Below are 26,905 nucleotides of genomic sequence, written 5' to 3'. Positions count from 1 at the left end.
CCGGGACCATCCGCCCATTTGCAATTGGGGCTGGAGCCGCCGGCGAATCAGGAGAAACTCCCCATCGGTCTGACTGCCAGCCAAATTCAGACCGGCACCAAGAGGCCAGGTTGGCCAACGCGCACAGCGGCATCCAGGTCTTGCAGGAACTTCTGCTGCAAGGCAAAGGCGTCGGCCTCGTCATCCTTTTCCGCCATCAAACTGGAGGCCCGCACAAGAATGCCGTCCGAGACCCGACCTGCCATGCCATCCTTGAAAATCTTCCATCGCGCAGCCAGGCCCCCATTGGGGAAACCATCACCGATGCGCACCCAATAGCTGACCGCCTCGACACGATTCTTCTGAGTGGCCACGAAACGCGAAGCGGCAATCGGATGATCCTGTCCGCGCATCGGCATCTCAACCCGCTGCTCATCCCTGAGTTTGAATCCCTGGGCGACGTAGCAGACCTCGGGCAGGTGGATCTTGACGTCCTGGGTCTGCTCGTTGGCATAGGCCAGAGCCAGCATCACCATCTGACCGTGGCTGTTGACGTAGGTGCGGCTGAGCACATCGTCGTAAGGTTGATCCGAATTGCGACCGGTCCCGTCATCCAGTCCGACGTCGACCTGCAAGAAAGGCGACGGCATTTCCCGCCAGTCGCCGAATTGGGTCGGCACGACGGCGGACAGCTTGGCGGCCTTCACGGTCTGCATCTCATGGGGTACCAGCAGGCCTGCGACTGCTACCGACACTGCCATGACGATGGCCACCGGTACGGCCAGACGAATGTTCATGACGAACTTGTCGCGGACAGCTTGGCTGGTGTCCACCCTCTCGCGTTGCACTGGCATCGGCGCGGCCCGACCCTTCCAGTTTGCATGACGCGCAGCGATCCAGCGTAGCAGTCCATCTAATGCAATGATCAGTCCCAGAGCCACCAGGAACAGCAGCATGCCGGCAAAGCCATGCAGGAAGCCCTGCCCTGCGGCATCGCCCAGATAGTAGGTGATCAGTGCCAGCACCATGACGCGCACGGTATTGGCGGTGAAAGAAATCGGCACGATCAGAACCGCCAGCAACACGTTTCGCAGGAGTGACTGATGGCGCACCAGATTCATGTACAACAGTCCCAGTGCCTCGAGCGTAAACAGCGAATTGAGGCCGGCGCAGGCATCGGCGACCAGCAACTGGTATGGGCCGATGTAGAGAATCACACCACTGCGTGCGATGGGGTAGCCGAGCAGGCGCAACACCTGCTCCGACACATAGGACACCCCAATCTTCAACGGCTGCGTCAGGAGATCGACCACCGAGGCGGGCAGCGGCACCATGAAGAGCATGAAGAAAAACGCGAACCACAGCCGACGACAGGTACGCACGCCAAATTGCAGCAGCACGATTCCCATGAGGATAGGAATCAGGGAGCCGGCTTCCAGAAACAGTACCGTCTGCGACCGCCCGAGTACAAAACTGAGTATCCCGATCAACAGAAACGCCATGCCCGGGATTGGCGCAGGGCGGCGTTCGATCAATCCTTCCTGCAACAGTTGGCGGACCCGCACCACCAGGTAGCAGCAGGCGACAGCGAGAACGATCGGACCGTGTGCGTTACGCTCGGTCCCCCACACTCCATGGAACAGATCGATGAAACTTGGAATGTACATCGCCGCCAGACCTGCCGCGATCACCAGCCAGGGCAGGCCGGAAAATCGTGGTTCGGGCATCGGGCGGACGGTCTCTGCAGTCATCTGGACTTTCTCCGGCGGATAAACAGCCGTCAGAATTCGTTGACGACACTGCCGACCACGGCCACATGCGCACTGGTCAGGTTATCCGTCAACGTACGCACCGCAGAAATATGGGTCACATTGGTGCGCACCACCACCAGACTGGCACCGGTGCGGGCCGAGATCATGTTGCCGTCGGCGTATTGGGCGCCAGAGGGCGTGTCCACCAGGATGATGTCGAACTCCTGCGCCAGGTCGGTGAGCATCTGCGTGAAGTTCGGACGTCCCAGCAGCTCCTGCGGATTGGGTGGCGTAGGACCCGCCGGCAGCACCGACAGATCCAGCAGATCCGGCACGCGTTGAAGCGCATCGGCTGCGGAACAACGACCGGCGATCACGCCCGACAGACCATTGCGATTGTCCAGTCCGAACAATTCGTGCTGGCAAGGATGACGCATGTCGGCGTCGATCAGCAAGGTGCGTTCGCCCAGCTGCGAGAACACCACCGCCAGGTTGGAGGCAATGAAACTGCGCCCTTCCCCGCTCTCCGGGCTCACGATCGACAGGGACTTGTGCTTGCCGTCGACGTCGAACCAACGCACCATCAACTGGCTGCGCAGCGCCCGCAGGGCTTCGACCTGCTTGCTGAACGGGTTGTAGGCGGCAACGACTTTCTCGCTGACCTTGCTCTCGCCCTTGAGCAGATAGGGGTAGTCGAACTGGCGCGACAGCGCCTGATCGATATCGGACTGGGTCAGCAGTCCCAACTGGATTGCCGCGTCCCCAAAGCGCAAACCGCGCTCGCGCTGCAGGCGCAGGATACGTTCCGCGTTCTCGGGGGAGAGCTTGCCGCTATCGACCAGGATCGCACCGATGGAGCGGTTCGGCAGGGATGCGCCTTCATTGAAGGTCAACGTTGCAGTAGTCATGTTATTCCCGGGGATTCATATTTTTTATCGATGAACGAGAGCAGTCCGCACTCACACTGGTTTGGAGCGGCCAAAGCCGAACCGGCCGCGACGTGTCGCAGCGACGGGGCGGGTAATGGCACCCAGCACCGGCAGACCCAGTTCTTCAACCAGATCATGTTCCGAACGCACACGACGATTGGTCAGTTCCAGACCCAGGGCTGCCATCACGCCCAGGATGGTACCGACGAAGATCGACAGCACCAGGTTGACAAAAATACGGGGACTGGAGGGATTGGCAGGCGGCACTGCTGCCGACAGCAGGGAAATGTCCGACTGGTTGGACTGCCCCTCCAGATTCGTCTGTGCGAAGCGCTGGGTGGTCAACTCGTAGGCGCGCTGGGCACTTTCCAGTTCGCGGGTAAGCACCGACAGTTCGTCACGGGTGCGATTCATCTCCAGGACCTTGCGCTTCTGGGCTTCGAACTCGGCGCGGATTTCTGCCTCGCGCTTGGCCAGGATGGTCGCATTGCTGCCCACCGAAGCCGAGATCGAGGAAGTGGCAGCAGCCAACTGGGCACGCAGACCGTCGCGCTCGGCCTTGGCCGACTGGTAGTCCGGATGATTGGTACCCAGTCGCTTGGCGGCTTGCTCGAAGCGTGCTTCCGAGCTGGCAAGATTAGCGCGCAGGTTCTGGATCAAGGCGTTGGAGTTGACGTCCGGCGATTCACCGGCGCCACCACCGCTGGCCTGACGGCGACGGGACTGGGCTTCCGCCAGAGCCCCCTGAGCCATGACCAGCTGGGTCGACAAATCGTTGAGGCGATTATTTTCGACGTCGGTACGGTTGTCCAGGTTGGTGATGCCGTGCTCTTCCTGGTACTTGGACAGCTTGGTTTGAGCCTGCTCATACGCGTCGCGCAGAACCTTGACCTGATCGTTGAAATAGACCGAGGCCTTGCGGGTCGGGTCCAGCTTCAGCTGCATGCTCACATTCTGGTAGGCAGCGGCGAAGGCATTGGAAACGAGCGCGGCAAACTGCGGATCTTCTGCCCTGTAGGTGATATCGATCACGCTGCTCTCCTTGGAGGCAACGGCATCAAGCTTTTTCAGCAGCAGCGCAGCCAGCCAGTTACGGATGTCCAGTTCGCCGTGATCATCGGCCTCATAGGCATCCTTGACGGCCTGCTGCTGCGTCAGCTTGAGGCTGTCGACCACCGCCAGCGCCACCGAGGGGCTGTTGATGATGGCCACCTGCGTCGGCATGAAACCGGGTAGCGCCTGAGGCGAGACCACCAGACCGGTGACCGGGTCCGAAGCCTTGTAGTTGAGCACCACGGACGATGTCGCCTTGTATTGTTTGGGCAGTACAAGGCTAACCGCCAGCGTCACTACCACCGTGACCGCCAGAATGAGCAGGATCACTTTGCGACGCGCCTGAAGGATCAGAAGAAATTGGGATAGGTTCATAGGATCACGCCTCCTGGTTGGCGTATTTCATTCACTAAAAAAACGCACTTCTACGATGTCGGACAGACTGGTTAGAACCAGCTTTCCTTCACATAAACGATGTCGTCGGCCTGGAGCAGGTCGTCCTTCTTGACGGGGACCTCCTGCAGGTTGCCCTCGGGATCACGACGCTTGACCAGCAGACCACGCTCGGTACCCCGTTGGGTCAGGCCGCCACCCACGGATAACGCCTGCAACACGGTGGTGTTGCGTTCCAGCTTGTACATGCCGGGACGTTGCACTTCACCGTAAATGTAGAAGCGCAGTGAACGTTCGACATAGACCACGTCATTGGCGCCGACACCCGGCAGAGAAGTGGTATCACCACTGTGGGTAATGGTGTAGATATCGACGAGCTGTTTGGTAACACCGCCCTTACCATCCGGGCGCACGATGGTCACGGCATCGCCACCGTCGGGGGTGACGCCGCCAGCCAAGGCAATCACGTCAGCCACGTTGCGTCGACCATCCAGCGGGTAACGACCCGGCTTGGTCACCTGGCCCAGCACCGAGATCATCTGGCTTTGCGGCACGGTAACCAGAATGTTGACCTGCGGATTGTTCAGGTAACCACCGTTCTTGAGCAGACTGGCGATCTTGGTCTCCGCCTGCGCCGTGGACAGGCCACCAACCTTGACTTCGCCCACCAGCGGATAGCTGATCACACCGGCTTCACTGATCCGGGTTTCCAGACTCAGGTCGTCGCTGCCATACACCTTGACGCGAATGACGTCACCCGCACCCAGCAGGATGTCATCGGCCTTGGCAAACAGACTGGTGCTGGCGAGCAACAGGCCGACCAGCAGAAATACCATTTTTCTCATCATTGTCATTACTCCGCAGTACATCAGGTTCTTGATTCAGGCGTCGGACGCCCGGATGTTGATCAATACTTCCTTACTTGAAACTGGCCACGCCGCGCGATATTGCATCGTTCTTGACACTCTCGGCTGTCTTCCCGGCATCGTCCTTTTCAGCAGGGCTCGCGACACTCAAATCCTTGAACGATTTCGCCTGCTCGGAATACTCGATCTTGGCCTCGCTCTTGAGACGATCCAGCAATTGTTCAGAGGCCTGATTCTGCTTCTGCGTCACCAGATATTGCACAATCTGAGGTGTCGCCACGGCCAACGATACGGGCGCATTCTTGACGTCCTGCAACGAGGTCAGGATCGAGGTCTGACCTTCGATCACGATGAACAGTGTTCCTCGCTCCATGTTCTTCAGGGTGGCATTCATCTGCGGCGGGAGGTCTGCCGAGGTCTTGATGACGTTTTGGCGGACGTACTGGACGCGATGCGCGTCCAGCCAGGCCACGACGTCCTCAAGCCTCTTGCCACGCTGATCCATCAACTCACGCAGCTCGGGTGTGACACTGGAGCCAGCGACGATCAACTGTGCGAACTCAAATTGGCGGCGCTGCGCAAACCAGTCCGGGTTCTTGCGATACAGGTCGTCGATGTCCTGATCCAGGGGCCGGGCAGGCGCCTTCACCTTGGTGGCTGCATAACTTTGGGCGAGCACCAGATTGCGCGCGCGCTCCATGTCGGCCAGCACGGCCGGATCGGTATCGAGCTTGTCCTTCTTGGCGGCATTGATCAATAGCTGGCGCGCGACCAGGCCATCAAGCAACTGTTTGGTGACCTGCTGACCACCGGTCTTGGCCAATTCATTGTTGACCTGGTGGATCGTGATTTCCTGACCATCGACGATGGCTACTACCTGACTGGAGGACGCCGCAGCCGGCTTTTTCTCGCCGCAGGCAGCAAGGCCCATCAAGAGCATGGTCGAGACGAGCATCCTGGTCGCCATTTTGTTATGTTTTATCACCGCTTCGTTCCCGATTTTCATTTCACCAAGCTCTCGATTTTTTCATTCTGTTTATTCGCTACCACTTGTTGCCCAGGCGCCGGTACACCTCATACCGAGCGCACTCGCCGGTTAAGAAGCATCGCCCATCAATAGGCGTTGTCGCGCTTCACTACCATGCGTACGGTCTGGAAGATGATCCACAGATCGAATACCAGCGACCAGCGACGCAGATACTCCAGATCGAACTCGATACGGGCTTTCATCTTGTCCAGTGTTTCGGTCTCGCCGCGCAGGCCATTGACCTGGGCCCAGCCCGTGATGCCCGGCTTGACCTTGTGGCGCAGCATGTAGCCCTTGATCTGCTTGCGATACAGCTCGTTGTGGGCCACCGCATGTGGACGCGGTCCGACGATGCTCATACGACCCTGCAGGACGTTGAAGAACTGGGGCAATTCATCAAGGGAGCTGGAGCGCAGGAAGCCGCCGATCTTGGTCAGTCGCATATCCCCTTTGGTGGCTTGCGTGACCTTGCCGCCGTCTTCCATCACCGTCATGGAGCGGAATTTGTAGACCACGATTTCTTCGCCATCCAGGCCGTAACGGCGCTGCTTGAAGATGACCGGCCCCGGCGAGGTGAGCTTGACGCAGATGGCAATGACCATCATCACTGGCAACAACATCAGCAGAATGGCGGAGGCCAGAATCACGTCGCTCACGCGCTTGACCAGATTGTTGGTTCCGGTAAAGGGTGTTTCGCAGATCGCCATCACCGCCATCCCGCCCACATAGTCGAAGCGGGCCTGGATCAGGTTGAAGATGTAGATGTCCGGGATGAAATAGATCGATGCGGTTGTGTCCTGCAATTCGTCGATCATCTGCAGCACGCGCGGCTGGGCGGAGATCGGCATGCTGATGTAGACCATGTTGATGTTGTGCTGGCGGACATAGGCAGCAACATCAGACATCTTGCCATGCAGAGGGGTATAGGTACCGGCCGGCTGGCGATTCAACTCGCGGTCATCGAAGAAGCCCATGAGCTTGATCATCAGGGAGGGATACTTCTCCATGCGGTCTGCCAGCTTCAGCGCAGCCGGATTGACACCAATGATGATGGCCTTGCGTACCTCGCCCTTGGTATGCAGGTCGCGCAGGACGCGTGATTGCACATGCTGCGAAATGATCAGACCGATGGGCGTGCTGACCACCCAGAAGAAGATCGCACGCATCGAGAAGCTTTGGTAGAACTCGCAGATATAGGCCACTAGGACCAGCACCGCAGCCACTGCCATCCAGTCCAGCACCGGCGCCAGCGCGGAGGGGCCTTTAGGATTGCGGCGCAAGCGACGCTGATGTAATTCGGTGAAGAAATAAGACGAGAGGAAAAAGGCCATGATGGCCAGCACCCAGTAGTCGCCAGTAAAGGTGTGACCATGCAGGCGGACCAGAACCCACAGGTAGGCCACGATCAGCGCAGGCTCGACAAAGCGCTTGAATACCATGGTGATGGTATTAGGCTTGACGTTGACCAACGGCAGGCCATCATGCAGGTCACTCATTTTGGGGGCCTCAGAATTCATAGCGCGAAGTCAGGGAAATGCCGTTGGAGAGGTAGCTGAAGGTATTGATGTTCGACTGCAGGTTTTCTCGATAGATGGACAACATCAACGACAAGGACGTGGTCGGCGAATAAGTCAGACTCAGGCTCGCCTTCTCATAGTTGTCCCGCCGATTCGTGGGTGTCACACCAGTCACGATTGAGGCACCGTTATAATTACGCTTTTCATAATCGATCAAACCATCCACGCGCAATTTGGCCGTGGGCAAATAGGTCGTCGCCACGCTGACGCCATTGGTCAGCGCGAAATTCGCATCCACATCGTTCACGCCACCGATCTCACGCCAGAGATTGGCCTTGAAACTGGTCTTGCCAGTGGCCGCCCAGTCTGCAATCAGGCGAGCGTTGAATCCACGATAACCGGCATCAGCGGCTGAATTTCGCTCACGCTGGGTGATACCACCCAGAAACTGAAGTTTGGTCTTGCCGCTGTAAAGCCAGACAATTTTGGCCTTGTAGTCTTCCTGGCTGAACGAGTTATTGATCGTCCCGGTACTGACCACGGAGTCATACGGATAATTGCCCGTGGTCTTACGTACCTGCACCCCTGCTATGCTGCCGCTGGCAGGGTTGTAGTCCAGTCCGACTTCAGCCAGGTTCTGGGTAAAACTGTTTGCCTTCTGGGTACTCAGGTCATACGCCAAGCCAAACCGCGATGCCTGGACCCGCAACGTCCAATCGGGATGCAATTGCCATGCCAAGTTCGCGTATTTCGTACTCATCGTGCGGATGTTCAGATCCAGCACCCGGTAGTTCTGGAAAGGTGTCAACGAACGCGAATACACGTAACCGACGTTGCCCGAGAAACGCTCTCCGAGGGCCCAACCCCAGTCTGCTTTCAGATCACGCGCGTCGTTGTCGAACTGCCTGAAATAATCAAACGTGTTCTTGGTCGCACTCGCATCCAGATAGATGTGTTGGCGACTGAGATTCTTGTCGATACGAATCCCGGCCAGCCGGCTCTGCACGTTGTCCGACAATTTGGACGAGCCGAGCGCTGCTTGGGCCGCTTCCGGACTACTCAACCGCAACAGGTTATCGTCATGCAAATAGGTGTACTGCACATACGGAACAACCACCTGACCGGGGTCTGCCGCGTAGGCCAAAGGGCAGGTCACGGACACCAGCAGCGCACATACTTGCACCCGGGTCTTGCGCTTGCTGCTATTGCGAAACTGCCGTGGCATCACGAATCAGCGCCCTTTCTTTTTTTAGTTTTACTTTTAAAACAATGGCAATATTTGGCATCCGAATTGCTGCATCGCAACACGAAAAAATTTAGAGTCAATCATGCATCATTTTTGATATTTAGGCAAAAATTTGTGCTGAAGATTGCCCTCCAGAAAACAATGCGGTAAGGATACGCACCCCTAGAATCGGGACAATCAGACAATGACGGATGCCTTTGTAGGACAAACGGGATATTTCAGTTTTAATAACTATCGCAAGAAAAAACATAAACTATTTATATCGCGACGCAACAAAAACTGAACGTTTATCTCCTATCAAGCGTCCCAGCGCTTTCGCAGCCCCCTTCTAGCGGATAAGATCCTCTCCGCACTGCCTTGCAAACCTCCTTGTCTTCCATGAATCTCTCCTGGCATACCATTACCTTCTTCGGCGACAGCGCCATTACCATCCCGGCTGCCTGCATCCTTGCACTCTGGCTGGGCCTGAACAGGATGTGGCGTCCGATGCTGGCGTGGCTGGTCTGTTTCGGCACGGCAATGTTCATCGTCGTCGTCAGCAAGCTGTTGTTCATGGGGTGGGACATCGCCCCTCCCATGCTCAATTTCACTGGCTTCAGCGGCCATACCGCCTCCTCCAGTGCACTCTATCTGTCCATTGCGCTGGTGCTGACACAAGGTTGCAGCCGCCCTCGCCGCTCGCTGGTGCTCGCATTGACGGCACTGGCGGTGACTGCGATCGGCGTCTCACGCCTGATGATCAAGGTGCACTCCGAATCCGAGGTGCTGCTGGGCCTGCTGCTTGGCGCCGGCGCGGCCTGGGCGTTCAGCCTGTCGCTGCATCGCGCCCCCCCTCCCTGGCGCCATCTCTTGCTGCCACTGGGCCTGGCGGCTGCGCTGCTGATGACCGGCTTCGACAAACCGGCGCCCACACAGAGCTTCCTGCAGGAACTGGCCAAGAATCTGTCGGGGCGGCCGGAGGTCTATTTCCGTCACGAACCGTTGTAAGCCGGCACTGCCGGCGCCCTGCCCTTCACCATGAAAAATGCCGTTCAGCAATCCGCTGAACGGCATGTCTTGCGCATCACGTCTATCTGCTAGGTGACTGCGGCCTCAGGCAGCCAGTGCCGCCGGCATCGGGACATTCCTGCGACGCAGCGCTGCCACGCCAATGACGATGACCAGGCCGGACAGCATCATCAGATATTGCTCAGGCTCCGGGACCGGAGCCACGGCTGCCAGGTTGCCAGTGAAGGACTGCAGGTGCAGTTCGCCATTCTGGGTCAGGCTGTTGACGAAGACACCACCCTCGATGTTCTGGTTATTGGTCAGGCTGGCATGCGTGGCCAGGATGGAGCCGCCAAACTGGTTGTTGATGGTGAGGCTGCTGGCGTTATAGAAATTCCAGACGATGGACTTGCCCAGCGACTGTGCTTGCCCGCCCAGGAAGTTGGCACCGATCACTGCCGAACTCACGCTCGAATTGATGATGATGGTGCTGGCGCCATTGGCGGCGAAAGAGAATTCGCCAGCCGAGAACACCGAGGCGCTGGTCGTGTTATCCAGGTTGAAGACGGCCACACCCTTGGCATTGGCAACGGCATTGAAGGTCGCCTTGTTGCCGCTGAGCGAAACCGTGCTGTTGGCGACTGCACTCTTGAGGGTGTTGGACAGCGCGCCGAGGGTGCTACCGAAATTGGTGGAGCCCGCTGCATCGAAGTTGGTCTGCATCAGCGAGGACGGCGCGGACAGATGGCCGCCATTGAAATTGCTGCCGGTGCTGCCGCCGACCACATAGGCCGGGCCGTTCAGATTGCTATTGGAGACGGAGCCGCCGATGTAGCTGGAGCCGGTGTTGACCGTGGAATTGACCAGCGAGCCGCCGATAGTCGAGCCCAGGCCGTTGACGTGTACGTTGGTCGCGGTACCCATGACCGTCAGGCCCGCATAGTTGGAGGCCGGAGTGTCGCCGACATGCTGCACGTAATCGCCACCGGTGAGCGAGCCGCCGATCCAGGCACGACCATCGACGTGGGAATTGGACGTGGCACTACCGAGCACGACCAGGTTGAATTGCTGAAGCGCTTCGGCGCCAGTCAGCGACGTCGTGGCCGCCTGGGCGGCTTCGGACAGACCGAGCGACAGCAACGGCGCGATGGCAAACGTGGCCAGGACCGACTTGGAACGGACAAGCATGAAACCCCCGATTCAATGAAGTGACGCCCGGTCAGATCTCCCAACTGGCACAGGCAATAATTGATCGCGGCCAACACCGCGTAAATTCACACAAATAGTTGTAAATTTTTTATCAATTCTAAGGGTTTAGTTGTCACTTGATCAAGTAGGAAGATGAAGTATCGCGTCCTTGTGAAAATTTTGCCACATTGACAATAATCAAGTTTCCCACCGTATGGAAGCGGAGTGGTCAACGCAAGGTTCTGGACATGTAGCGAGCGCCAACTCCATAGCTGGAGATTGCATCGGAGCTTTGCAGATGGGCCTGATCATCGCTCTCGAATCCGGCATTGCGCCAGTAGACTCCGGAATCATGGACGGCCACCAATGTGGCGCGCTGCAGACCAATGGCGCGACCAAGCTGGCAGATTTCCTCCACCAATGCGCGCCCCAGCCCCGAACCCCGGGCTTGCGGCAACAAGGCGACGTCATGCAGATGCAGGCAGTCCGCCCGCTCTTCGAGCTCCAGCAGCAAGCGGTTCAAGGCGGGAGGTTGACCATGGCGGGTCGGATGCATGAAGGCATAACCGATGACTTCCTCGGTACCGGCTGGCGTCATGTGGGCGGCGATGCGGCAGCCTTGCGGAAACAAGGCCAGTCGTTCGGCAAAGACTTCGCGGGCCTCATAGTAACCGGCGTGAACCAGCGCTGCGATCTCCATCACATGCGACAAGTCGTCCACCTTCATCGCACGCCATTGGTAATGGGTCATGATTGATCTCCCTTGCCATCGGCATCCTCGCGATGGCGGGCCTGAAAGGAAACGCGCCGCACGGGGGTCCATAAGGACCAGCGTGCGGCGCGTCGAATTGCAATGTCAGTCGGAACGGGGATAAGGCTATTGCCGGGGGCAGGACGCCCCGATACGAATAGCGTCGCCCATCAGCCCATCAGGCTGCCGCACCCGGCTTGAGCGTCTCCAGAACCGCCTGCAGCTCGGCACGCAGGCTGTCGATGGCGGCCTCGTCCAGACTGATGGCGGGCGGTTGCGGCTCTTCCGGTTGTTCGACCTCATGGGTACCATCGAGCTTGTTGCGGGCGCCACTGATGGTGAAGCCCTGCTCGTAGAGCAGTTCACGGATACGACGGATCAGCAGCACTTCATGATGCTGGTAATAACGACGGTTGCCACGTCGCTTCACCGGCTTCAACTGGGTAAATTCTTGCTCCCAATAGCGCAACACGTGCGGCTTGACGCCACACAGCTCGCTGACCTCACCTATCGTGAAATAACGCTTGGCCGGGATGGGCGGCAGCACGATGGCTGCCGGCTTGTTGACACGATCGTTCATAGATTAGACGGACATTTCAACGGTGCTACCGCTGGAGAGTTCCACCATTTCCTTCAATTTCTGGCTGGCATGGAAGGTCACGACGCGGCGCGCCGTGATCGGGATTTCCTCGCCTGTCTTGGGATTGCGGCCAGGCCGTTGCGGCTTGTCGCGCAGCTGGAAATTACCGAAGCCGGAAAGCTTGACGGCCTCACCACGCTCAAGCGCGTTGCGGATCTCGTCGAAGAAGGTTTCCACCATGTCCTTGGCTTCGCGCTTGTTCAGACCAACCTGCTCGAACAAAAGTTCGGCCAGCTCGGCCTTGGTCAGCGTCGGCAGGTTCTTATCGGCCTGCGAGCGTGCCTGCGATTCCATCACGGCACGATGCAGGTCGGCGTCCAGCACGGATTGAAATTCGTTCGAATTCACGTTGTTCATGGCGATGAATGACTGGGCCTCAACCGATTCCGGTCTGTAATTATTTTCGCTCTCGGACATCACGTCAGGCACGCAACCTGGCGCCAAGCCTGCTGCCCGCAGCGGCCACCAGCGCACTCACGGCAAGGTCGACCTTGTCATCCTGAAGGGTGTTTTGAGTATCTTGCAAGGTGCAGCGGAACGCAAGACTTTTTTCGTCGCTTTCCAGACCCTTGCCTTGATATTCATCAAATAAAACAAGGGCTTGCAAGATGGCGCATGCGGGGTTGGCCTCTTTCTCGGCAGCGAAAACATCGAGCAATTGCTGGGCGCCAATCGACTGCTTGACCACCAGTGCGATGTCACGGCTGACGGCCGGGAATTTGGAAATCTCGGTGTAGACCGGCAGGTCACGCTGCTGCAGCGCATCGGCATCGACTTCGAAGACCACCGGCGCCAACGGCAGCTCGTACTTCTGCTGCCACTTCGGATGCAGTTCGCCGATCACGCCGATGACCTGCTCGCCCAGCAGCACATGGGCGGTACGACCCGGGTGCAACGCCGGATGTTCTGCCTTCACGAAACGCAGGGTGCGCGGTGCGAACAAGGCTTCCAGATCGGCCTTGACGTCGAAGTAATCGACGTTGCGGCTGGACTGGTCCCATTGTTCCTCGGCCACCGGGCCGTAGGCCAGCGCGGCCACGCGCTTGGGCTGCTCGAAACCGGCCACTGACAGCGGGCCATCGGCGATATCGGCATTCTTGCGGAAGATCGCACCGGCTTCGAAGACGCGGATGCGCGACGCCTTGCGGTTGACGTTGTAGCGTGCGTTGGCCACCAGCCCGGCGATCAGCGAAGAGCGCATGACGCTCATCTGGCTGGCGATGGGATTGAGCAGCTTGATCGGATCGGCGTTGCCGCCGAAGTCTGCTTCCCAGGCGCTATCGACGAAGCTGAAATTGACCACTTCCTGGTAGTCCTGGTCCGCCAGCAGACGCCGGATGGCGAACAGCGAGCGGGTGTTCTCGGGCGCGATGCGCATGGCATTGGCGGCCACCGGCGGCAGCGCCGGGATGTTCTCGAAGCCGTAGACGCGCGCGACTTCCTCGATCAGGTCTTCCTCGATCTCGATGTCGAAGCGATAGGACGGCGGCGTGACCGAGAACAGGCCAGGCTGATAGTCGAAGGACAGGCCCAGGCGCTTGAAGATGTCCGAGACCATCTCATCGGTGATCTCCACGCCGATCACCTTGGCTGCACGCGCAGTGCGCAGCGTGACCGGCTCACGCTTGGGCAGGTTGACGATCTGGTCGTCGATGGGGCCGACGCGGGTGTCGCTGGTGCCGCAGATTTCCAGCAGCAACGCAGTAATGCGTTCGATGTGATCGACCACGGTGGCGAAGTCGACACCACGTTCGAAGCGATGCGCCGCATCGGTGGAGAAGTTGTAGCGACGTGCTCGGCCCTGGATCGCCTGCGGGAACCAGAAGGCGGCTTCCAGGTAGATGTTGCTGGTCTCCAGCGAGACTGCAGTGGCGTCGCCGCCCATGATACCGGCCAGGGATTCGATTTCCTTGTCGTCGGAGATCACGCCCACCCACTCATCGACTTCCACGGTATTGCCGTTGAGGAGCTTGAGCGATTCGCCCTTGCGCCCCCAGCGCACATCCAGGCCGCCATGGATCTTGTCCAGGTCGAACACGTGCGAGGGACGACCCAGCTCCAGCATCACGTAGTTGGAGATATCCACCAGTGCAGAAATTGAGCGCTGACCGCTGCGCTCCAGGCGCTGCTTCATCCATTGCGGCGTGACTGCCTTGGCATTGAGGCCACGGATGACGCGGCCGGCGAAACGGCCGCACAACTCAGGCGCGGAAATGCGCACGGGCAGTTTCTCGTCGAGATTGACCGTCGCCGCCTGATATACCGGCGCCTTCAGGGGGGTTCCGGTCAGGGCCGACACTTCACGCGCCACGCCCAGCACCGACAGGCAGTCCGCCTTGTTGGGGGTGAGCTTGATGGTGAACTTCAGATCGTTCAATTGCAGGTAGTCGCGGAAATTCTGACCCACCGGTGCATCGTCCGGCAGTTCCAGCAGGCCGCCGTGATCTTCCGACAGTTTCAGTTCGCGCGCGGAACACAGCATGCCCTGCGATTCCACACCGCGCAGCTTGCCGACCTTGATTTCGAAGGGCTTGCCATCGGCGCCCGGGGGCAGCACCGCGCCTACCATCGCGCAAGGAACCTTCAGGCCGGCACGCACGTTGGGCGCGCCGCAGACGATGTTGAGGATGGTGCCGGTGTGCACGTTGACGCGGCATACGTTCAGGCGATCCGCATCCGGGTGCTTGGTCACTTCCAGCACTTCACCCACCACCACATTGGTGAAGGGGGGCGCGACCGGTTCGACTTCCTCGACTTCCAGGCCGGACATGGTCAGCAGATGCGACAGTTCATCCGAGGTCATGGTCGGATTGACCATGGTACGCAGCCAGTTTTCAGAGAATTGCATGATTCAGACTTTCAGCTATCAGCCAGAGGCGCGTCGCGACATGGCGCGGCGCCCTTCTTGATCGGATTAATTGAATTGCTTCAGGAAGCGCAGGTCGCCTTCGTAGAACAGGCGCAGGTCATTGATGCCATAGCGCAGCATGGTCAGGCGCTCAAGGCCGGAGCCGAACGCGAAACCGATGTACTGCTCGGGGTCCAGCCCCATGTTGCGCACCACGGTGGGATGCACCTGGCCGGCACCGGAGACTTCCAGCCAGCGCCCCTTGAGGGGGCCGCTGCCGAAGGCGATGTCGATCTCGGCCGAGGGTTCGGTAAAAGGGAAATAGGAAGGACGGAAGCGCACCTGCAGGTCGTCGGTCTCGAAGAAGGCCTTGACGAAGTTGAGGTAGACGCCCTTCAAGTCGGCGAAGCTGATGTCCTCGGCGATCCACAGGCCTTCGACCTGGTGGAACATCGGCGAGTGCGTGGCATCGCTGTCCACGCGGTAGGTGCGGCCCGGGGCAATGACCTTGATGGGCGGCTTGTTCATGCGGGCGTAGCGCACCTGCATCGGGCTGGTGTGGGTACGCAGCAGCAGGGGCTTGCCCTGGGTATCGTGACCTTCGATGTAGAAGGTGTCCTGCATCGAGCGCGCCGGGTGATTTTCGGGGCTGTTCAATGCGGTGAAATTGGTCCAGTCGGTCTCGATCTCGGGACCGTCGGCGACATCGAAGCCGATGGAACGGAAGATTTCCTCGACGCGCTGCCAGGAGCGCATCACCGGATGGATACCACCCACGCCGCGACCACGACCAGGCAGGGTGACGTCGATGGCTTCCGCATTCAGGCGCGCCTGCATCTGGGCATTGGCCAGAGCATCGCGGCGTGCGGTCAGTGCGTTTTCGATCTGTTCCTTGGCGACGTTGATGATCGCCCCTTGTACCTTGCGCTCTTCCGGCGCCAGCTTGCCCAGCCCCTTCATCTGCTCGGTGATCTGGCCGGTCTTGCCGAGGTACTTGGCCTTGGCGTTTTCCAGTGCGGCGGCGTCCGGCGCGGCGGCGAAATCAGCCTGCGCCTGCGTGACCAGTTGGCCCAGGAGTTGGTCTAGGGGATTCATGCGGTAAGTCTCGCTCCAATCGAAAATCCGACGACGAAGTCGAAAAGGAAAAAAATCCACGAAACCGTGGATCAAAAACATACGGGGCATCGGTGTGACACCTCTGCCCCGCAGGATTTTGCAGCGCCGGCTGCTCGTCTGACTTGCGTCGTGGATGTTGCGGCCGGCTACCGCACATGCGCTGTCGATTTAGGCGGCAGCGATGTTGGCCTTCACCTGGTTGACGATGGCAGCAAATGCAGCCTTGTCGGTGACAGCCATATCGGCCAGGACCTTACGATCCAGTTCGATCGCAGCCTTCTTCAGGCCGTTCATGAACACGCTGTAGGTCACGCCGTGCGAACGCGCAGCGGCGTTGATACGGGCGATCCACAGTGCGCGGAACACGCGCTTCTTGTTACGACGGTCACGGTACGCGTACTGACCAGCGCGCATGACTGCTTGCTTGGCGATACGGTAGACGTTTTTGCGACGGCCGCGGTAACCCTTGGCGAGTGCGAGGACTTTCTTGTGGCGGGCACGTGCTGTTACCCCACGTTTGACTCTAGGCATAGTAGCTCCTTAGTGTATGGTGAGGTTAAGCGAACGGCAGCATTGCGCGAACGGAATTCAGGTTCGTCTCATGGACGCCCTCGGTACCGCGCAGTTGACGCTTGTTCTTGGTGGTCTTCTTGGTCAGGATGTGACGCTTGAAGGCTTGACCGCGCTTGACGGTACCGCCCGGGCGCACGCGAAAACGTTTCTTCGCGCTGCTCTTCGATTTCATCTTAGGCATAGCAACTCTGTCCTTCCGGACAGCTCCATTTTTTGATGATTGCAGGTGGCAGCAAATACTCGCTGCTCTTTGATGCCTGCTCTCACTTATTTGACAGCGGGTAATCCCGCTGCTTTTGCCCGGCGCAGTCGCCTGCGCCCTGCAAATCCTTTGTCGGCCCTACGCTGCCGCGGCTTTCGCGGCATGGACGACACCGGAGAGATGTCGTCCTGATACGGCTAACTGCTTGAAACTGAACAACAGAAAAAGATTTACTTCTTTTTCTTCGGCGCCAGCACCATGATCATCTGGCGGCCTTCCATCTTGGGAAACTGCTCGACCTGGCCGTAAGGTTCCAGGTCTGCCTTCAGACGCTCCAGCACACGCATGCCGATTTCCTGGTGAGCCATTTCACGACCGCGGAAACGCAGGGTGATCTTGGTCTTGTCACCGTCTTCCAGGAACTTGGTGAGGTTGCGCAGCTTGATGTTGTAATCGCCATCATCGGTACCCGGGCGGAACTTGACTTCCTTGACCTGGATGACCTTCTGCTTGAGCTTGGCCTCATGCGCCTTCTTCTGCTCCTGGTACTTGAACTTGCCGTAGTCCATCAGGCGGCAGACGGGAGGTTGCGCGGTCGGCGCAATCTCGACCAGATCGACTTCGGCCTCTTCGGAAAGACGTAAGGCTTCAGCCAGGCTGACGATGCCCAGAGGCTCGTTTTCAACACCCGAAAGGCGTACTTCCGGCGCAGTGATCTCGCGGTTGAGGCGATGCGACTTGTCAGTAGCTATTGCAGTTTCCTTTTAAAATCCAATAAATTAAGCCGTGCTCTTGCGCTGGGAGGAAGCCCTAGGCTTCCCCGACTCAGGCTTTGGCGGCAACCTCATCCTTGAGGCGCTCCACCAAGGTGTCGATGGACATGACGCCCAGATCGACATTGCCCCGCGCACGCACGGCCACAGTGTTTGCATCCCGTTCCTTATCGCCGACAACCAGGATATAGGGCGGCTTCTGAATAGAATGCTGCCGTATTTTATAGGTAATCTTTTCGTTGCGCAAATCGGTCTCGACCCTAAACCCTTGTTTTTTCAGCGTTTGTGCAACGTTTTGCACATAATCCGCTTGCGCGTCGGAAATATTCAGGATGACAACTTGTGTTGGCGCCAGCCACAAAGGCATTGCGCCGGCGTGGTTTTCGATCAGGATGGCGATGAAACGCTCCAGCGAACCGACGATGGCCCGGTGCAACATCACTGGCACCTTGCGGTTGTTGTCTTCAGTGACATACTCGGCGCCCAGGCGGGCCGGCATGGAGAAGTCCACCTGCATGGTGCCGCATTGCCAGGAGCGACCGATGGAGTCCTTCAGGTGGTATTCGATCTTGGGACCATAGAAAGCGCCCTCACCCGGCAGCTCTTCCCACTCCGAACCGGAGGCACGGATGGCTTCGCGCAGGGCGTTCTCGGCCTTGTCCCAGACTTCCTCGGCACCAATGCGCTTTTCCGGGCGCAGGGCAAGCTTCACCGCCACTTCCTTGAAACCGAAGCAATCGTAGACTTCGCGCACCACGCGGTTGAAGGCAGCCACTTCCTCCTGGATCTGGTCTTCGGTACAGAAGATGTGACCATCGTCCTGGGTGAAGCCGCGCACGCGCATCATCCCGTGCAGCGCGCCCGAGGGCTCGTTGCGATGGCACTGGCCGAATTCGCCGTAGCGCAGCGGCAGGTCGCGATAGCTGTGCAGACCGGAGTTGAAGATCTGGATGTGGCCCGGGCAGTTCATCGGCTTGAGCGCGTAGGCTCGGTTTTCCGACTCGGTCGTGAACATGTTTTCACGATAGTTTTCCCAGTGACCAGTCTTTTCCCACAGCGAGCGATCCAGGATCTGCGGCGCCTTCACTTCCTGATAGCCGTTGTCCTGGTAGACGCGACGCATGTATTGCTCGACCTGCTGCCAGATGGTCCAGCCCTTGGGATGCCAGAAGATCAGGCCCGGCGCCTCATCCTGGAAGTGGAACAGGTCCAGCGCACGGCCCAGCTTGCGGTGATCGCGCTTTTCCGCCTCTTCCAGCATGTGCAGGTAGGCCTCCTGGTCTTCCTTCTTGGCCCAGGCGGTGCCATAGACCCGCTGCAGCATCTCGTTGTTGGAGTCCCCGCGCCAGTAGGCACCGGCCAGCTTCATCAGCTTGAATACCTTGAGCTTGCCGGTGGAAGGCACGTGCGGACCACGGCACAGGTCGGTGAAGCTACCCTCGGTGTAGAGCGAGACATCCTCGTTCTGCGGAATGGAAGCGATGATCTCGGCCTTGTAGGCTTCGCCGATGGACTTGAAATAGGCCACTGCCTCGTCGCGCGGCAACACCTTGCGGGTCACCGGCTCATCCTTCTTGGCCAGCTCCGCCATCTTCTTTTCGATGGCCTGCAGGTCTTCCGGAGTGAAGGGGCGCTTGTACGAGAAGTCGTAGTAGAAACCGTTGTCGATGACCGGGCCGATGGTGACCTGGGCGTCCGGGAACAACTCCTTGACCGCGTATGCCAGCAAGTGGGCGGTGGAGTGCCGGATCACCTCCAGGCCATCGGGATCCTTGTCGGTGATGATGGCCAGCTCGGCATCCTTGTCGATCAGGTAGGAAGTATCGACCAGCTTGCCATCGACGCGGCCAGCCAGGGCTGCCTTGGCCAGACCGGTGCCGATGTTGGCGGCGACCTGCGCCACCGTGACCGGGTTGTCGAACTGGCGTTGCGAACCATCGGGAAGACGAACTGAAACCATTGTGCACTCCATGTCGGCAGCGTGACTGCCTTGCCTATTGAGGGTAAAAGAGGGTCGCCAAGGAAAATGGCGAAAAGACGGACGAAAAAAAACGCGGACCAGCCGCGCTTTTTCAAAGGACGAAAAAGAACCCGACTAGCGTCGCGTGAAAACCTCGGTGGTAGTTCGCGGTGTCATAACCGGATTGCCTTTCTCGCTCTTACAGATTGGAATGAATCGATATTCGGGAGGCCGCCACTGACAGGTGACCTCGACCGTAGCTAGCTATTATAGCAAATTCCCTCGACCATCGACACAACTTACCCTTGCCGCAGCGTACGCAGAGGGGCGCCACCGTGCTAGCATCCAAGTCCATAGAGGGAGGCCAGCATCATGTCGGACCAGAAAAATCACACCGAGCACCAGACCGTGATCAACAACCGGGAATACACCCTGCAGAGTCGCACCGTGGAACTGGAGAACGGCGAGCGCCATGAGGAGTACCGCGTACTACTTGACGGAGATGTCATCAAATCCTGGACGCGCGGCGATGTGGCCCGCTACTTCGGCCTGGCCTGAATCCCGCCCCTCCATCCTCCGCACCAAAAAACAAAAACGGCATCCGCAGATGCCGTTTTTTGCTCACCGACCACCTACCAGCCTCAGGCCTTGGCCAGGCTGGCGCGTCGCGCCAGGATCTTCTCGATCTTGTCCTTCAGCGTCGCCGCATTGAAGGGCTTGACGATATAACCATCGGCTCCCGACTGAGCGGCCTCGACAATGTTTTCCTTCTTGGCTTCGGCCGTGATCATCAGCACCGGCAGATGCGCCATGGATGGCGTGGCGCGAATCTTCTTGAGCAGCGTCAGGCCGTCCATGCCGGGCATGTTCCAGTCGGTCAACACGAACGTGATCGGCATGGCACCTGCTTCCAGGATTTTCAGGGCGGACGTACCGTCGTCAGCCTCCGCCATCTTGGTGTATTCAAGCTCCTTCAGCAGGCCGCTGACAATACGACGCATCGTCGAAAAGTCATCAACCACGAGGAAATACTGATCATCTGCTGCCATAGGAAAATTCGTTCATCCGTAGAGAATATGAGTTTGAGGAGCAAACTCACAAAAAATTCGACGCAAGTGTAAAGCATTTTTAGATGCTTTCGCGAAACATATGTCACGCAAACACGTAAAAACACCCTCTTCCGCCCTGCTATGCCCAAACAGCGTAACAGCCATACCCCAAGTCTCCCGCAATACGGGAAAGAAAGATGGAAACAATGGGAGATGTCAATGTGGGGCCACAAAACAAAAAAGGAAGCCGCCGATGCGCTTCCTTTTGCGTTTTTATCTTCGCCAACTCACCCGTTCGATACTGCAACAGAAGAATTGGTAGGCACGATTGGACTCGAACCAACGACCCCTACCATGTCAAGGTAGTGCTCTAACCAGCTGAGCTACGCGCCTATCGAAGAATTACCGATGAGAAAATAAAAAAGGAAGCCAAGAATGCGCCTCCTTTTCAGTTGGCTTCGCCCCAACCCAACATCCCCAGAAAGGAAGAAAGATTGGTAGGCACGATTGGACTCGAACCAACGACCCCTACCATGTCAAGGTAGTGCTCTAACCAGCTGAGCTACGCGCCTAACGAAGAAGCGAGAGTATAGGAGGCTTTTCAAAATTTGCCAAGAGGTAAATGATGAAAAATTAAAATAATTTCCATACCTCCTGACCCTCCTCGCCCGCGCAATCCCGCTCCGCCCGAACCCGCTACTGCCGCTTGGCCTCGATCACACCCTTCACATCGCGGATCACCGTCAGGGCTTTCTGCAATTGTTCGGTTGAACCGATCTCGGCGGTAAAGGCCATGCGTGCATGTCCCTTCACGCTTTGCGTGCTCACCCCGATCACATTGATCTTGTCTCGCAGGAAGATATCGGAGATATCGCGCAGCAGACCCTGACGATCACTGGCCAGCACGAAGATATCGACCGGATAGACCGTATCCCGCGCCGGTGCACCCCAGGTGGTCTGGATCACCCGCTCGGGCGCATGCGAGGCCATCTCGGCGAAATTCTTGCAGTTCACCCGATGGATCGACACCCCCTTGCCGCGCGTGACGAAGCCGGCAATCACATCCGGTGGCGCCGGCTTGCAGCAGCGCGCCAGTTGCGTCAGCAAACCATCGGTGCCGACCACCAGCACGCCGGACTTGGCACCCTGCACGATGCTGGAAGCGCGACTCTTGCGGGTAATCAGCGCCTCGTCATCGATCTCGGGCTTCTTGTCCTGGCCTTCATGCAAAGCCTGCTCGACATGACGCAGGCTGAACTCTTCCTTGGCCAACGACAGGCACAGGTCGTCCACCTTGGCAAAGCCCAGCTTCTGCGCCAGCTCTTCCAGGTTGACAGCCGTCTTGCCCTCGCGCTGCAGGGTCTTTTCCAGCAGGCCGCGACCGACCGACAGGGTTTCCTGCTGCTCGATGGCATTGAACCAGGCGCGGATCTTGGACCGGGTGCGTGAGCTAGCGGCATAACCGGGACTCAGCCAGTCGCGCGACGGCCCGACACCGGCGCCACTCTTGGCCGTGATGATCTCCACCGTCTGACCGTTCTTGAGCACCGTATTCAACGGCACCATCACCCCATCTACGCGGGCGCCGCGGCAGCGATGGCCGACATCGCTGTGCAGGTGATAGGCGAAGTCGATCGGCGTGGCGCCGCTTGGCAGCTCGATCACCCGCGCCTGCGGCGTGAGCACGTAGATACGCTCATCCAGCGTGGCCGACTTGAGCTTTTGCACCCAGTCTCGACGGACCTCTTCCTGATCCACGACGGCGTCGGTGACTTCATTTTTCCAGGCCAGAAGCTGACGCAACCAGGCGATCTTCTCGTCGTATTTCTGCGCCGAGAAATTGGAGCCGCCACTTTCCTTGTAACGCCAGTGCGCCGCCACGCCGTACTCGGCGAAGTGATGCATCTCGTGCGTGCGGATCTGCACCTCCAGGGCGCGACCGTCCTCGGCCAATACCACCGTGTGCAGGGACTGGTAGCCGTTCTGCTTGGGGCGCGAGATGTAGTCGTCGAACTCTTCGGGAATCGGGGTCCAGATATCGTGCACGATGCCCAGCACCGCGTAGCAGGTCTTGACGTCGTCGACGATGACCCGGAAGGCGCGCACATCGTAGAGCTCGGAAAAGTCGATCGACTTGCCGCGCATCTTGTTCCAGATGCTGTAGATGTGCTTGGGCCGGCCACTGACCTCGGCCCGGATGTCCTGGGCCGCCATTTCCGAGCGCAGGCGCGCAATGGCACTGGCCACGAAGGCCTCGCGCTCCAGGCGCTTTTCTTCCAGCATCTTGGCGATGCGCTTGTAGGTCTGCGGCTCCAGAAAGCGGAACGACAGATCCTCCAGCTCCCACTTCAGCTGCCAGATGCCCAGGCGGTTGGCCAGCGGCGCATAGAGGTCGAAGGTCTGTCGCGCATACTGGGCACTGGCCTCGTTCTCCTGCTTGGTTTCGGCAAAGTAGCGCAAGGTCGCCACGCGGGAGGCCAGGCGCACCAGTACCGCCCGCATGTCGGTGGCCATGGCCAGGAGCATCTTGCGCAGTGTTTCCACCTGGGCAGCCGCCTGCTGGGCGGCGTTCTTGCCGCGCAGGACCTCCTGGTTCTGCGGCTGGAAGCTGAGGCTATGGAAGCGCATCAACTGGCGCACGTTACCCACCAGCTCGGCGATCTCCTTGCCGAAGCGCTCTTCCAGCTTTTCTTCCAGCTCCGGATGCAGCATCTGCGCCTCGAAGGCCAGGCCGGCGATACGCGTAGCCGCATCGACATTGAGCGCCGTCAGCACGGTGGCCACGGAAACCGCGAATTGCAAGGCGTTCTGCCCAGACAGGATCTGCCTGTCGGCATACAACGGTTCGAGCTCGGCCAGCGCCTGCTCGACCCGCGTCACATCCTCGGGGGCGAGGCCGGCGGTGATCGCCGCCAGGCCTTCGCCCTGTGTACTTGCTACCGAAACCATAAACGATTACTTCTGTGCGGCGACGATGATGATTTCCACCAGCAGTTCAGGACGGGCCAGCTTGGCTTCGACGGTGGCGCGCGGCGGCGCGTTGCCGGGGGCGACCCATTCGTCCCAGACCGAATTCATGCCAGCAAAATCCTTCACATCGGACAGGAAAATCTGGCACGACAGGATCTTGGTCTTGTCGCTGCCGGCTTCGGCCAGCAGGCGGTCGATATGACCCAGGACTTCACGGGTCTGGCCTTCGATGTTCTGGGTGGCGTCTTCGGCGATCTGGCCGGCCAGGTAGACGGTGCCGTTGTGGATGGCCACTTCGGAGAGGCGCTTGCCGACGTGCAGGCGTTGAATGGGCATGGGATTTTCCTTATAGGTAAGCCGGCTCAGCAGCAACCGGCACATGACAAAAATTTACCGGATTGAACGTTCAATCCAGCAGGAACTGACGCGCCACCTCGATTTGCGGGGCATGCATGAAGGTCGGCGCATGACCGACCTCGGGGAATTCCACCAGCCTGGCCTGGGGGCCACGACGGGTCATCTCCTGCGCCACTTCGGGCAGCAGCAGGTCGGATTGGGCGCCGCGCACCAGCAGCGTCGGGCAGGTGATGGCGTCATAGGCAGCCCACAGCATCTGCTCGGCGGCACTGGCCGCTTCCGGCGTGGTCAGCTTGAACGGCACCGCCAGCGCCAGATCGTAATGGCGCACCCACTTGCCATCCTCATTCTGGCGCAGCACGTCCCTGGCCAGCTTGTGCCACTCTTCATCACTGTGATGACCAAAGCTGGCCGAGATGGTACGAATGTACTGCGCAGCTTCCTCGAAGCTGTCGAAACGCACATCCTGGCCGATGTAGTCACCGATGCGCGCCAGCGCCGCGCCATTGATGGAGGGGCCGATATCGTTGAGCACCAGGCGCCGGATGGGATTACCCGGCAGCGACGCGAGCGCCATGCCGATCAGTCCGCCCATGGAGGTGCCGAACCAGTCCACGATCTCGGCATCGGCCCGCGCCAGCAGGGTGACCATGTCGCTGACGTACTGCGGCACCGTATAGAACTGCGGATTGGCCAGGCGCCCGGAGCGCCCGCGACCGACCACGTCGGGGCAGATCACGCGATAGGTATCGCAGAGCTCACGGGCCATGCGGTCGAAATCGTCGGAGACCCGGGTCACCCCGTGCACACACACCAGCACATTGGGATTGCGGGCATCGCCCCATTCCTTGTAGGCCATGGTATGCAGCCCGGCGGGCGAGATGCATTGCACTGTCTTGACTACGGCTTCAGTCATGATGACGGCTTTCTGGTGAAAGAAGTCGTCATTCTACTATCCCGAACCGATTTATCACCCGGAAATGGACTGCCCCATGGACTTAAAACGCTCTGCATGACAGGACTAAACCGGAGCGCGCGCCGCGCTGCAAGGATGATCAGGACATCCTGCCTTTTCCCCAGCAAAAAACAGATGAAGCTGCGCAAGTCGCTGCTATAATGCGTCCCTTTTCCGGCGACCCTCGCCGGCATCCTCATGCCTGAGTGGTGAAATTGGTAGACACAGCGGACTTAAAATCCGCCGCCTACCCGGAAGGGAGCGTGCCGGTTCGACCCCGGCCTCAGGCACCAGAAGAATGCGATGACAGCACGTCGTGCCGGTTCTTCGCTTCCATCTTCAGTTATCGATTTCCTGCTACGAATTTTTCCTGGTGTGGCATGCCCCGTGATCGGCATGGCCGGACGAGCTTGTATTGCCCTGGTCACCGGTCAGCGCTTGAGCAACTCCAGCGCATCCTCGGCCACGCTGCGCAGATTGGTGATGGTGGCATTGAGGTCGGCCAGTTCAGCAGCGGTGGGCGGCTGATCCATGCCATTCTTGACCAGCGAAGCCTTGATGATCGTAGCAGCCATCTGCCACGCAGCCTTATTGTGTGCATCCACCAGTTCCTTCTGGATGCGCGCCAATTCCGCTTTCTGATTTTTATCCATTATCCTTGACGAGGCCGTATGCGAATTTGCCCAGCTCGCTGCGCAGATTCATGATCGTCCCGATGGAAGACCACTCCCGAACGCCACTTTCTTGACTCACCTAAAGATACTTTCAGTCAGGCAATTTCACAAGTGATTTTACCTTCACGCAAGGGACTTGCGAATCTCTTCACATCTGTTCTCACTCGACGATAAGCCTTCTGTTACCGATCTTTACCATCTGCCCAAACCCTGCGTCAGGCGAATCCTTTACAATTCAGCCACCATTTTCTGTCGCCGGAGATTAGCTGCATGTCGCGCCCGTGTGTTTATGTCCCGCTCACCCTGGTCCTCGCCCTTGGACTGACCGCCTGCTCCACCGGCAAGACCGCCTTCTACCACCAGGAAGAATTCAGCGATACCAGCGCCTTCTCGCGCAGCTTCCCCGGTAGCGAAAAGGCCGTCTGCGAAGCGGCTCGACGCGCCCTACTGGGCCAAGGCTACGTCATCAGCCGTTCCACCGACAACACCATGGATGGCAACAAGAGCTTCCAGCCGGCCAGCGACAAGCACATGGAAATCGCTTTTCACGTCGTCTGCGCCTCCAATGGCAACGGCAAGAGTTCGACCATGTTTGCCAGCGCTACCCAGGATGGCTACGGCATCAAGAAGAGCAACAGTTCGGCCAGCCTCGGGGTCAGCGTGCTGGGCTCGGTGTCGATGCCCTTCGCCGCCAGCGACGACTCCATGGTGCGCGTCTCCAGCGAGACCATCCGCTCGCCCGATTTCTACGATCGCTTCTTCGGCGCGGCAGAGCGCTATCTGCTGGTCGACGTCGACGACGAAGCCGCTCCGGCCAAGAAGTAGGCCGGACTCAGGCGTTAAGCTCACCACGCCCGGCGCACGGCTCACATCGCGGATACGACAATGGCGGCCTCGGCCGTAATGCCGTTCAGTTAAGCTTGTTACCAGCTCGAAAGCTCGCTCAGACTTTGTTTGCACCACCGCTGACCGTTCGTCCTGAGTAGCGGCGTAGCCGCGTATCGAAGGCGCACCACAAGCTGAGCAGCGCCTTCGATACGGCCCTAAAGGGCCTACTCAGTCCGAACGGTTTCAGATGGTTTGAAGAGAACCAAGCAAAAT

The 26,905-nt window shown here is 58.9% G+C and carries 25 protein-coding genes and 3 tRNA genes; 4 read left to right on the top strand and 24 right to left on the bottom strand.

The window, feature by feature from the left end:
* Positions 1 to 86: 86 nt before the first annotated feature.
* The 7 genes from xrtB to epsL form a co-directional block, all read right to left on the bottom strand.
* Complete coding sequence (xrtB, locus tag HFRIS_RS17965) at positions 87 to 1,730, bottom strand: exosortase B (protein WP_006712711.1); 1,644 nt, start codon at positions 1,728 to 1,730, stop codon at positions 87 to 89.
* Positions 1,731 to 1,759: 29 nt separating this feature from the next.
* Complete coding sequence (epsG, locus tag HFRIS_RS17960; RefSeq protein ID WP_039876320.1) at positions 1,760 to 2,638, bottom strand: chain length determinant protein tyrosine kinase EpsG; 879 nt, start codon at positions 2,636 to 2,638, stop codon at positions 1,760 to 1,762.
* 51 nt (positions 2,639 to 2,689) lie between these two features.
* Positions 2,690 to 4,087 (bottom strand): chain length determinant protein EpsF, encoded by a 1,398-nt coding sequence (epsF, locus tag HFRIS_RS17955; protein ID WP_006712709.1) that lies wholly within the window; start codon positions 4,085 to 4,087, stop codon positions 2,690 to 2,692.
* 71 nt (positions 4,088 to 4,158) lie between these two features.
* Complete coding sequence (epsE, locus tag HFRIS_RS17950) at positions 4,159 to 4,953, bottom strand: polysaccharide export protein EpsE (protein ID WP_081626883.1); 795 nt, start codon at positions 4,951 to 4,953, stop codon at positions 4,159 to 4,161.
* 70 nt (positions 4,954 to 5,023) lie between these two features.
* Entirely contained in the window at positions 5,024 to 5,926 is a 903-nt protein-coding gene (locus tag HFRIS_RS17945; protein ID WP_006712707.1) for an EpsD family peptidyl-prolyl cis-trans isomerase, read from the bottom strand.
* Between the two features lie 158 nt (positions 5,927 to 6,084).
* The gene (locus HFRIS_RS17940; RefSeq protein WP_006712706.1) at positions 6,085 to 7,494 is read right to left on the bottom strand and encodes an undecaprenyl-phosphate glucose phosphotransferase; all 1,410 of its coding nucleotides are present in this window, start codon (positions 7,492 to 7,494) and stop codon (positions 6,085 to 6,087) included.
* A 10-nt stretch (positions 7,495 to 7,504) separates the two neighbouring features.
* Positions 7,505 to 8,740, bottom strand: coding sequence for an XrtB/PEP-CTERM-associated polysaccharide biosynthesis outer membrane protein EpsL (gene epsL / locus HFRIS_RS17935; RefSeq protein WP_006712705.1), 1,236 nt, complete (start codon positions 8,738 to 8,740; stop codon positions 7,505 to 7,507).
* A gap of 399 nt (positions 8,741 to 9,139) precedes the next feature.
* Here epsL and HFRIS_RS17930 point away from each other — a divergent pair, with 399 nt between their 5' ends.
* On the top strand, positions 9,140 to 9,748 hold the full coding sequence (locus tag HFRIS_RS17930; RefSeq protein WP_006712703.1) for a phosphatase PAP2 family protein: 609 nt from the start codon (positions 9,140 to 9,142) through the stop codon (positions 9,746 to 9,748).
* A gap of 105 nt (positions 9,749 to 9,853) precedes the next feature.
* On the opposite strand, the gene HFRIS_RS17925 is transcribed toward HFRIS_RS17930, so the two are convergent.
* From HFRIS_RS17925 to thrS, 10 genes are all read right to left on the bottom strand, one after another.
* Positions 9,854 to 10,936 (bottom strand): choice-of-anchor A family protein, encoded by a 1,083-nt coding sequence (locus HFRIS_RS17925; protein WP_006712701.1) that lies wholly within the window; start codon positions 10,934 to 10,936, stop codon positions 9,854 to 9,856.
* A gap of 229 nt (positions 10,937 to 11,165) precedes the next feature.
* Positions 11,166 to 11,687 (bottom strand): GNAT family N-acetyltransferase, encoded by a 522-nt coding sequence (locus HFRIS_RS17920; protein WP_006712699.1) that lies wholly within the window; start codon positions 11,685 to 11,687, stop codon positions 11,166 to 11,168.
* A gap of 178 nt (positions 11,688 to 11,865) precedes the next feature.
* A complete protein-coding gene (locus HFRIS_RS17915) occupies positions 11,866 to 12,267 on the bottom strand; it encodes a MerR family transcriptional regulator (RefSeq protein WP_006712697.1) in 402 nt (133 codons plus the stop codon).
* Between the two features lie 3 nt (positions 12,268 to 12,270).
* A complete protein-coding gene (locus HFRIS_RS17910) occupies positions 12,271 to 12,684 on the bottom strand; it encodes an integration host factor subunit alpha (RefSeq protein ID WP_077237224.1) in 414 nt (137 codons plus the stop codon).
* A 64-nt stretch (positions 12,685 to 12,748) separates the two neighbouring features.
* Positions 12,749 to 15,175, bottom strand: a complete 2,427-nt coding sequence (gene pheT, locus HFRIS_RS17905) for a phenylalanine--tRNA ligase subunit beta (protein WP_006712694.1) — start codon at positions 15,173 to 15,175, stop codon at positions 12,749 to 12,751.
* 66 nt (positions 15,176 to 15,241) lie between these two features.
* Positions 15,242 to 16,270: a phenylalanine--tRNA ligase subunit alpha gene (pheS, locus tag HFRIS_RS17900; RefSeq protein WP_006712692.1), complete on the bottom strand. Its 1,029-nt coding sequence runs from the start codon at positions 16,268 to 16,270 to the stop codon at positions 15,242 to 15,244.
* Positions 16,271 to 16,459: 189 nt separating this feature from the next.
* The gene (gene rplT / locus HFRIS_RS17895; protein WP_006712690.1) at positions 16,460 to 16,822 is read right to left on the bottom strand and encodes a 50S ribosomal protein L20; all 363 of its coding nucleotides are present in this window, start codon (positions 16,820 to 16,822) and stop codon (positions 16,460 to 16,462) included.
* Between the two features lie 25 nt (positions 16,823 to 16,847).
* Complete coding sequence (gene rpmI / locus HFRIS_RS17890) at positions 16,848 to 17,045, bottom strand: 50S ribosomal protein L35 (RefSeq protein WP_006712688.1); 198 nt, start codon at positions 17,043 to 17,045, stop codon at positions 16,848 to 16,850.
* Positions 17,046 to 17,296: 251 nt separating this feature from the next.
* On the bottom strand, positions 17,297 to 17,818 hold the full coding sequence (gene infC, locus HFRIS_RS17885) for a translation initiation factor IF-3 (protein WP_077237003.1): 522 nt from the start codon (positions 17,816 to 17,818) through the stop codon (positions 17,297 to 17,299).
* A gap of 73 nt (positions 17,819 to 17,891) precedes the next feature.
* A complete protein-coding gene (gene thrS, locus HFRIS_RS17880) occupies positions 17,892 to 19,799 on the bottom strand; it encodes a threonine--tRNA ligase (protein ID WP_006712685.1) in 1,908 nt (635 codons plus the stop codon).
* 372 nt (positions 19,800 to 20,171) lie between these two features.
* On the opposite strand from thrS, the gene HFRIS_RS17875 reads away from it, so the two are divergent.
* A complete protein-coding gene (locus HFRIS_RS17875) occupies positions 20,172 to 20,357 on the top strand; it encodes a hypothetical protein (protein WP_006712683.1) in 186 nt (61 codons plus the stop codon).
* An 83-nt stretch (positions 20,358 to 20,440) separates the two neighbouring features.
* Here the strand turns inward: HFRIS_RS17875 and HFRIS_RS17870 are convergent, their stop codons facing one another.
* From HFRIS_RS17870 to HFRIS_RS17845, 6 genes are all read right to left on the bottom strand, one after another.
* A complete protein-coding gene (locus HFRIS_RS17870) occupies positions 20,441 to 20,848 on the bottom strand; it encodes a response regulator (protein WP_006712681.1) in 408 nt (135 codons plus the stop codon).
* A 316-nt stretch (positions 20,849 to 21,164) separates the two neighbouring features.
* A tRNA-Val gene (locus tag HFRIS_RS17865) sits at positions 21,165 to 21,241 on the bottom strand.
* Positions 21,242 to 21,343: 102 nt separating this feature from the next.
* Positions 21,344 to 21,420, bottom strand: a tRNA-Val gene (locus HFRIS_RS17860).
* A gap of 124 nt (positions 21,421 to 21,544) precedes the next feature.
* Positions 21,545 to 23,797, bottom strand: coding sequence for a RelA/SpoT family protein (locus HFRIS_RS17855; protein WP_006712679.1), 2,253 nt, complete (start codon positions 23,795 to 23,797; stop codon positions 21,545 to 21,547).
* Between the two features lie 6 nt (positions 23,798 to 23,803).
* Complete coding sequence (locus tag HFRIS_RS17850) at positions 23,804 to 24,154, bottom strand: RidA family protein (RefSeq protein ID WP_006712677.1); 351 nt, start codon at positions 24,152 to 24,154, stop codon at positions 23,804 to 23,806.
* Between the two features lie 70 nt (positions 24,155 to 24,224).
* Positions 24,225 to 25,091, bottom strand: a complete 867-nt coding sequence (locus HFRIS_RS17845) for an alpha/beta fold hydrolase (protein WP_006712675.1) — start codon at positions 25,089 to 25,091, stop codon at positions 24,225 to 24,227.
* A gap of 239 nt (positions 25,092 to 25,330) precedes the next feature.
* On the opposite strand from HFRIS_RS17845, the gene HFRIS_RS17840 reads away from it, so the two are divergent.
* Positions 25,331 to 25,423 (top strand) — tRNA-Leu (locus HFRIS_RS17840).
* Between the two features lie 138 nt (positions 25,424 to 25,561).
* On the opposite strand, the gene HFRIS_RS25855 is transcribed toward HFRIS_RS17840, so the two are convergent.
* On the bottom strand, positions 25,562 to 25,705 hold the full coding sequence (locus HFRIS_RS25855) for a hypothetical protein (RefSeq protein WP_233207655.1): 144 nt from the start codon (positions 25,703 to 25,705) through the stop codon (positions 25,562 to 25,564).
* Between the two features lie 369 nt (positions 25,706 to 26,074).
* Here HFRIS_RS25855 and HFRIS_RS17830 point away from each other — a divergent pair, with 369 nt between their 5' ends.
* Positions 26,075 to 26,629, top strand: a complete 555-nt coding sequence (locus HFRIS_RS17830) for a DUF2242 domain-containing protein (RefSeq protein ID WP_006712670.1) — start codon at positions 26,075 to 26,077, stop codon at positions 26,627 to 26,629.
* Positions 26,630 to 26,905: the final 276 nt, after the last annotated feature.

Source organism: Herbaspirillum frisingense GSF30 (assembly GCF_000300975.2).
Lineage (GTDB): Bacteria > Pseudomonadota > Gammaproteobacteria > Burkholderiales > Burkholderiaceae_D > Herbaspirillum > Herbaspirillum frisingense.
Note: the sequence above shows the minus strand (reverse complement) of the source record. Positions and strands in the feature narration are given on the sequence as shown.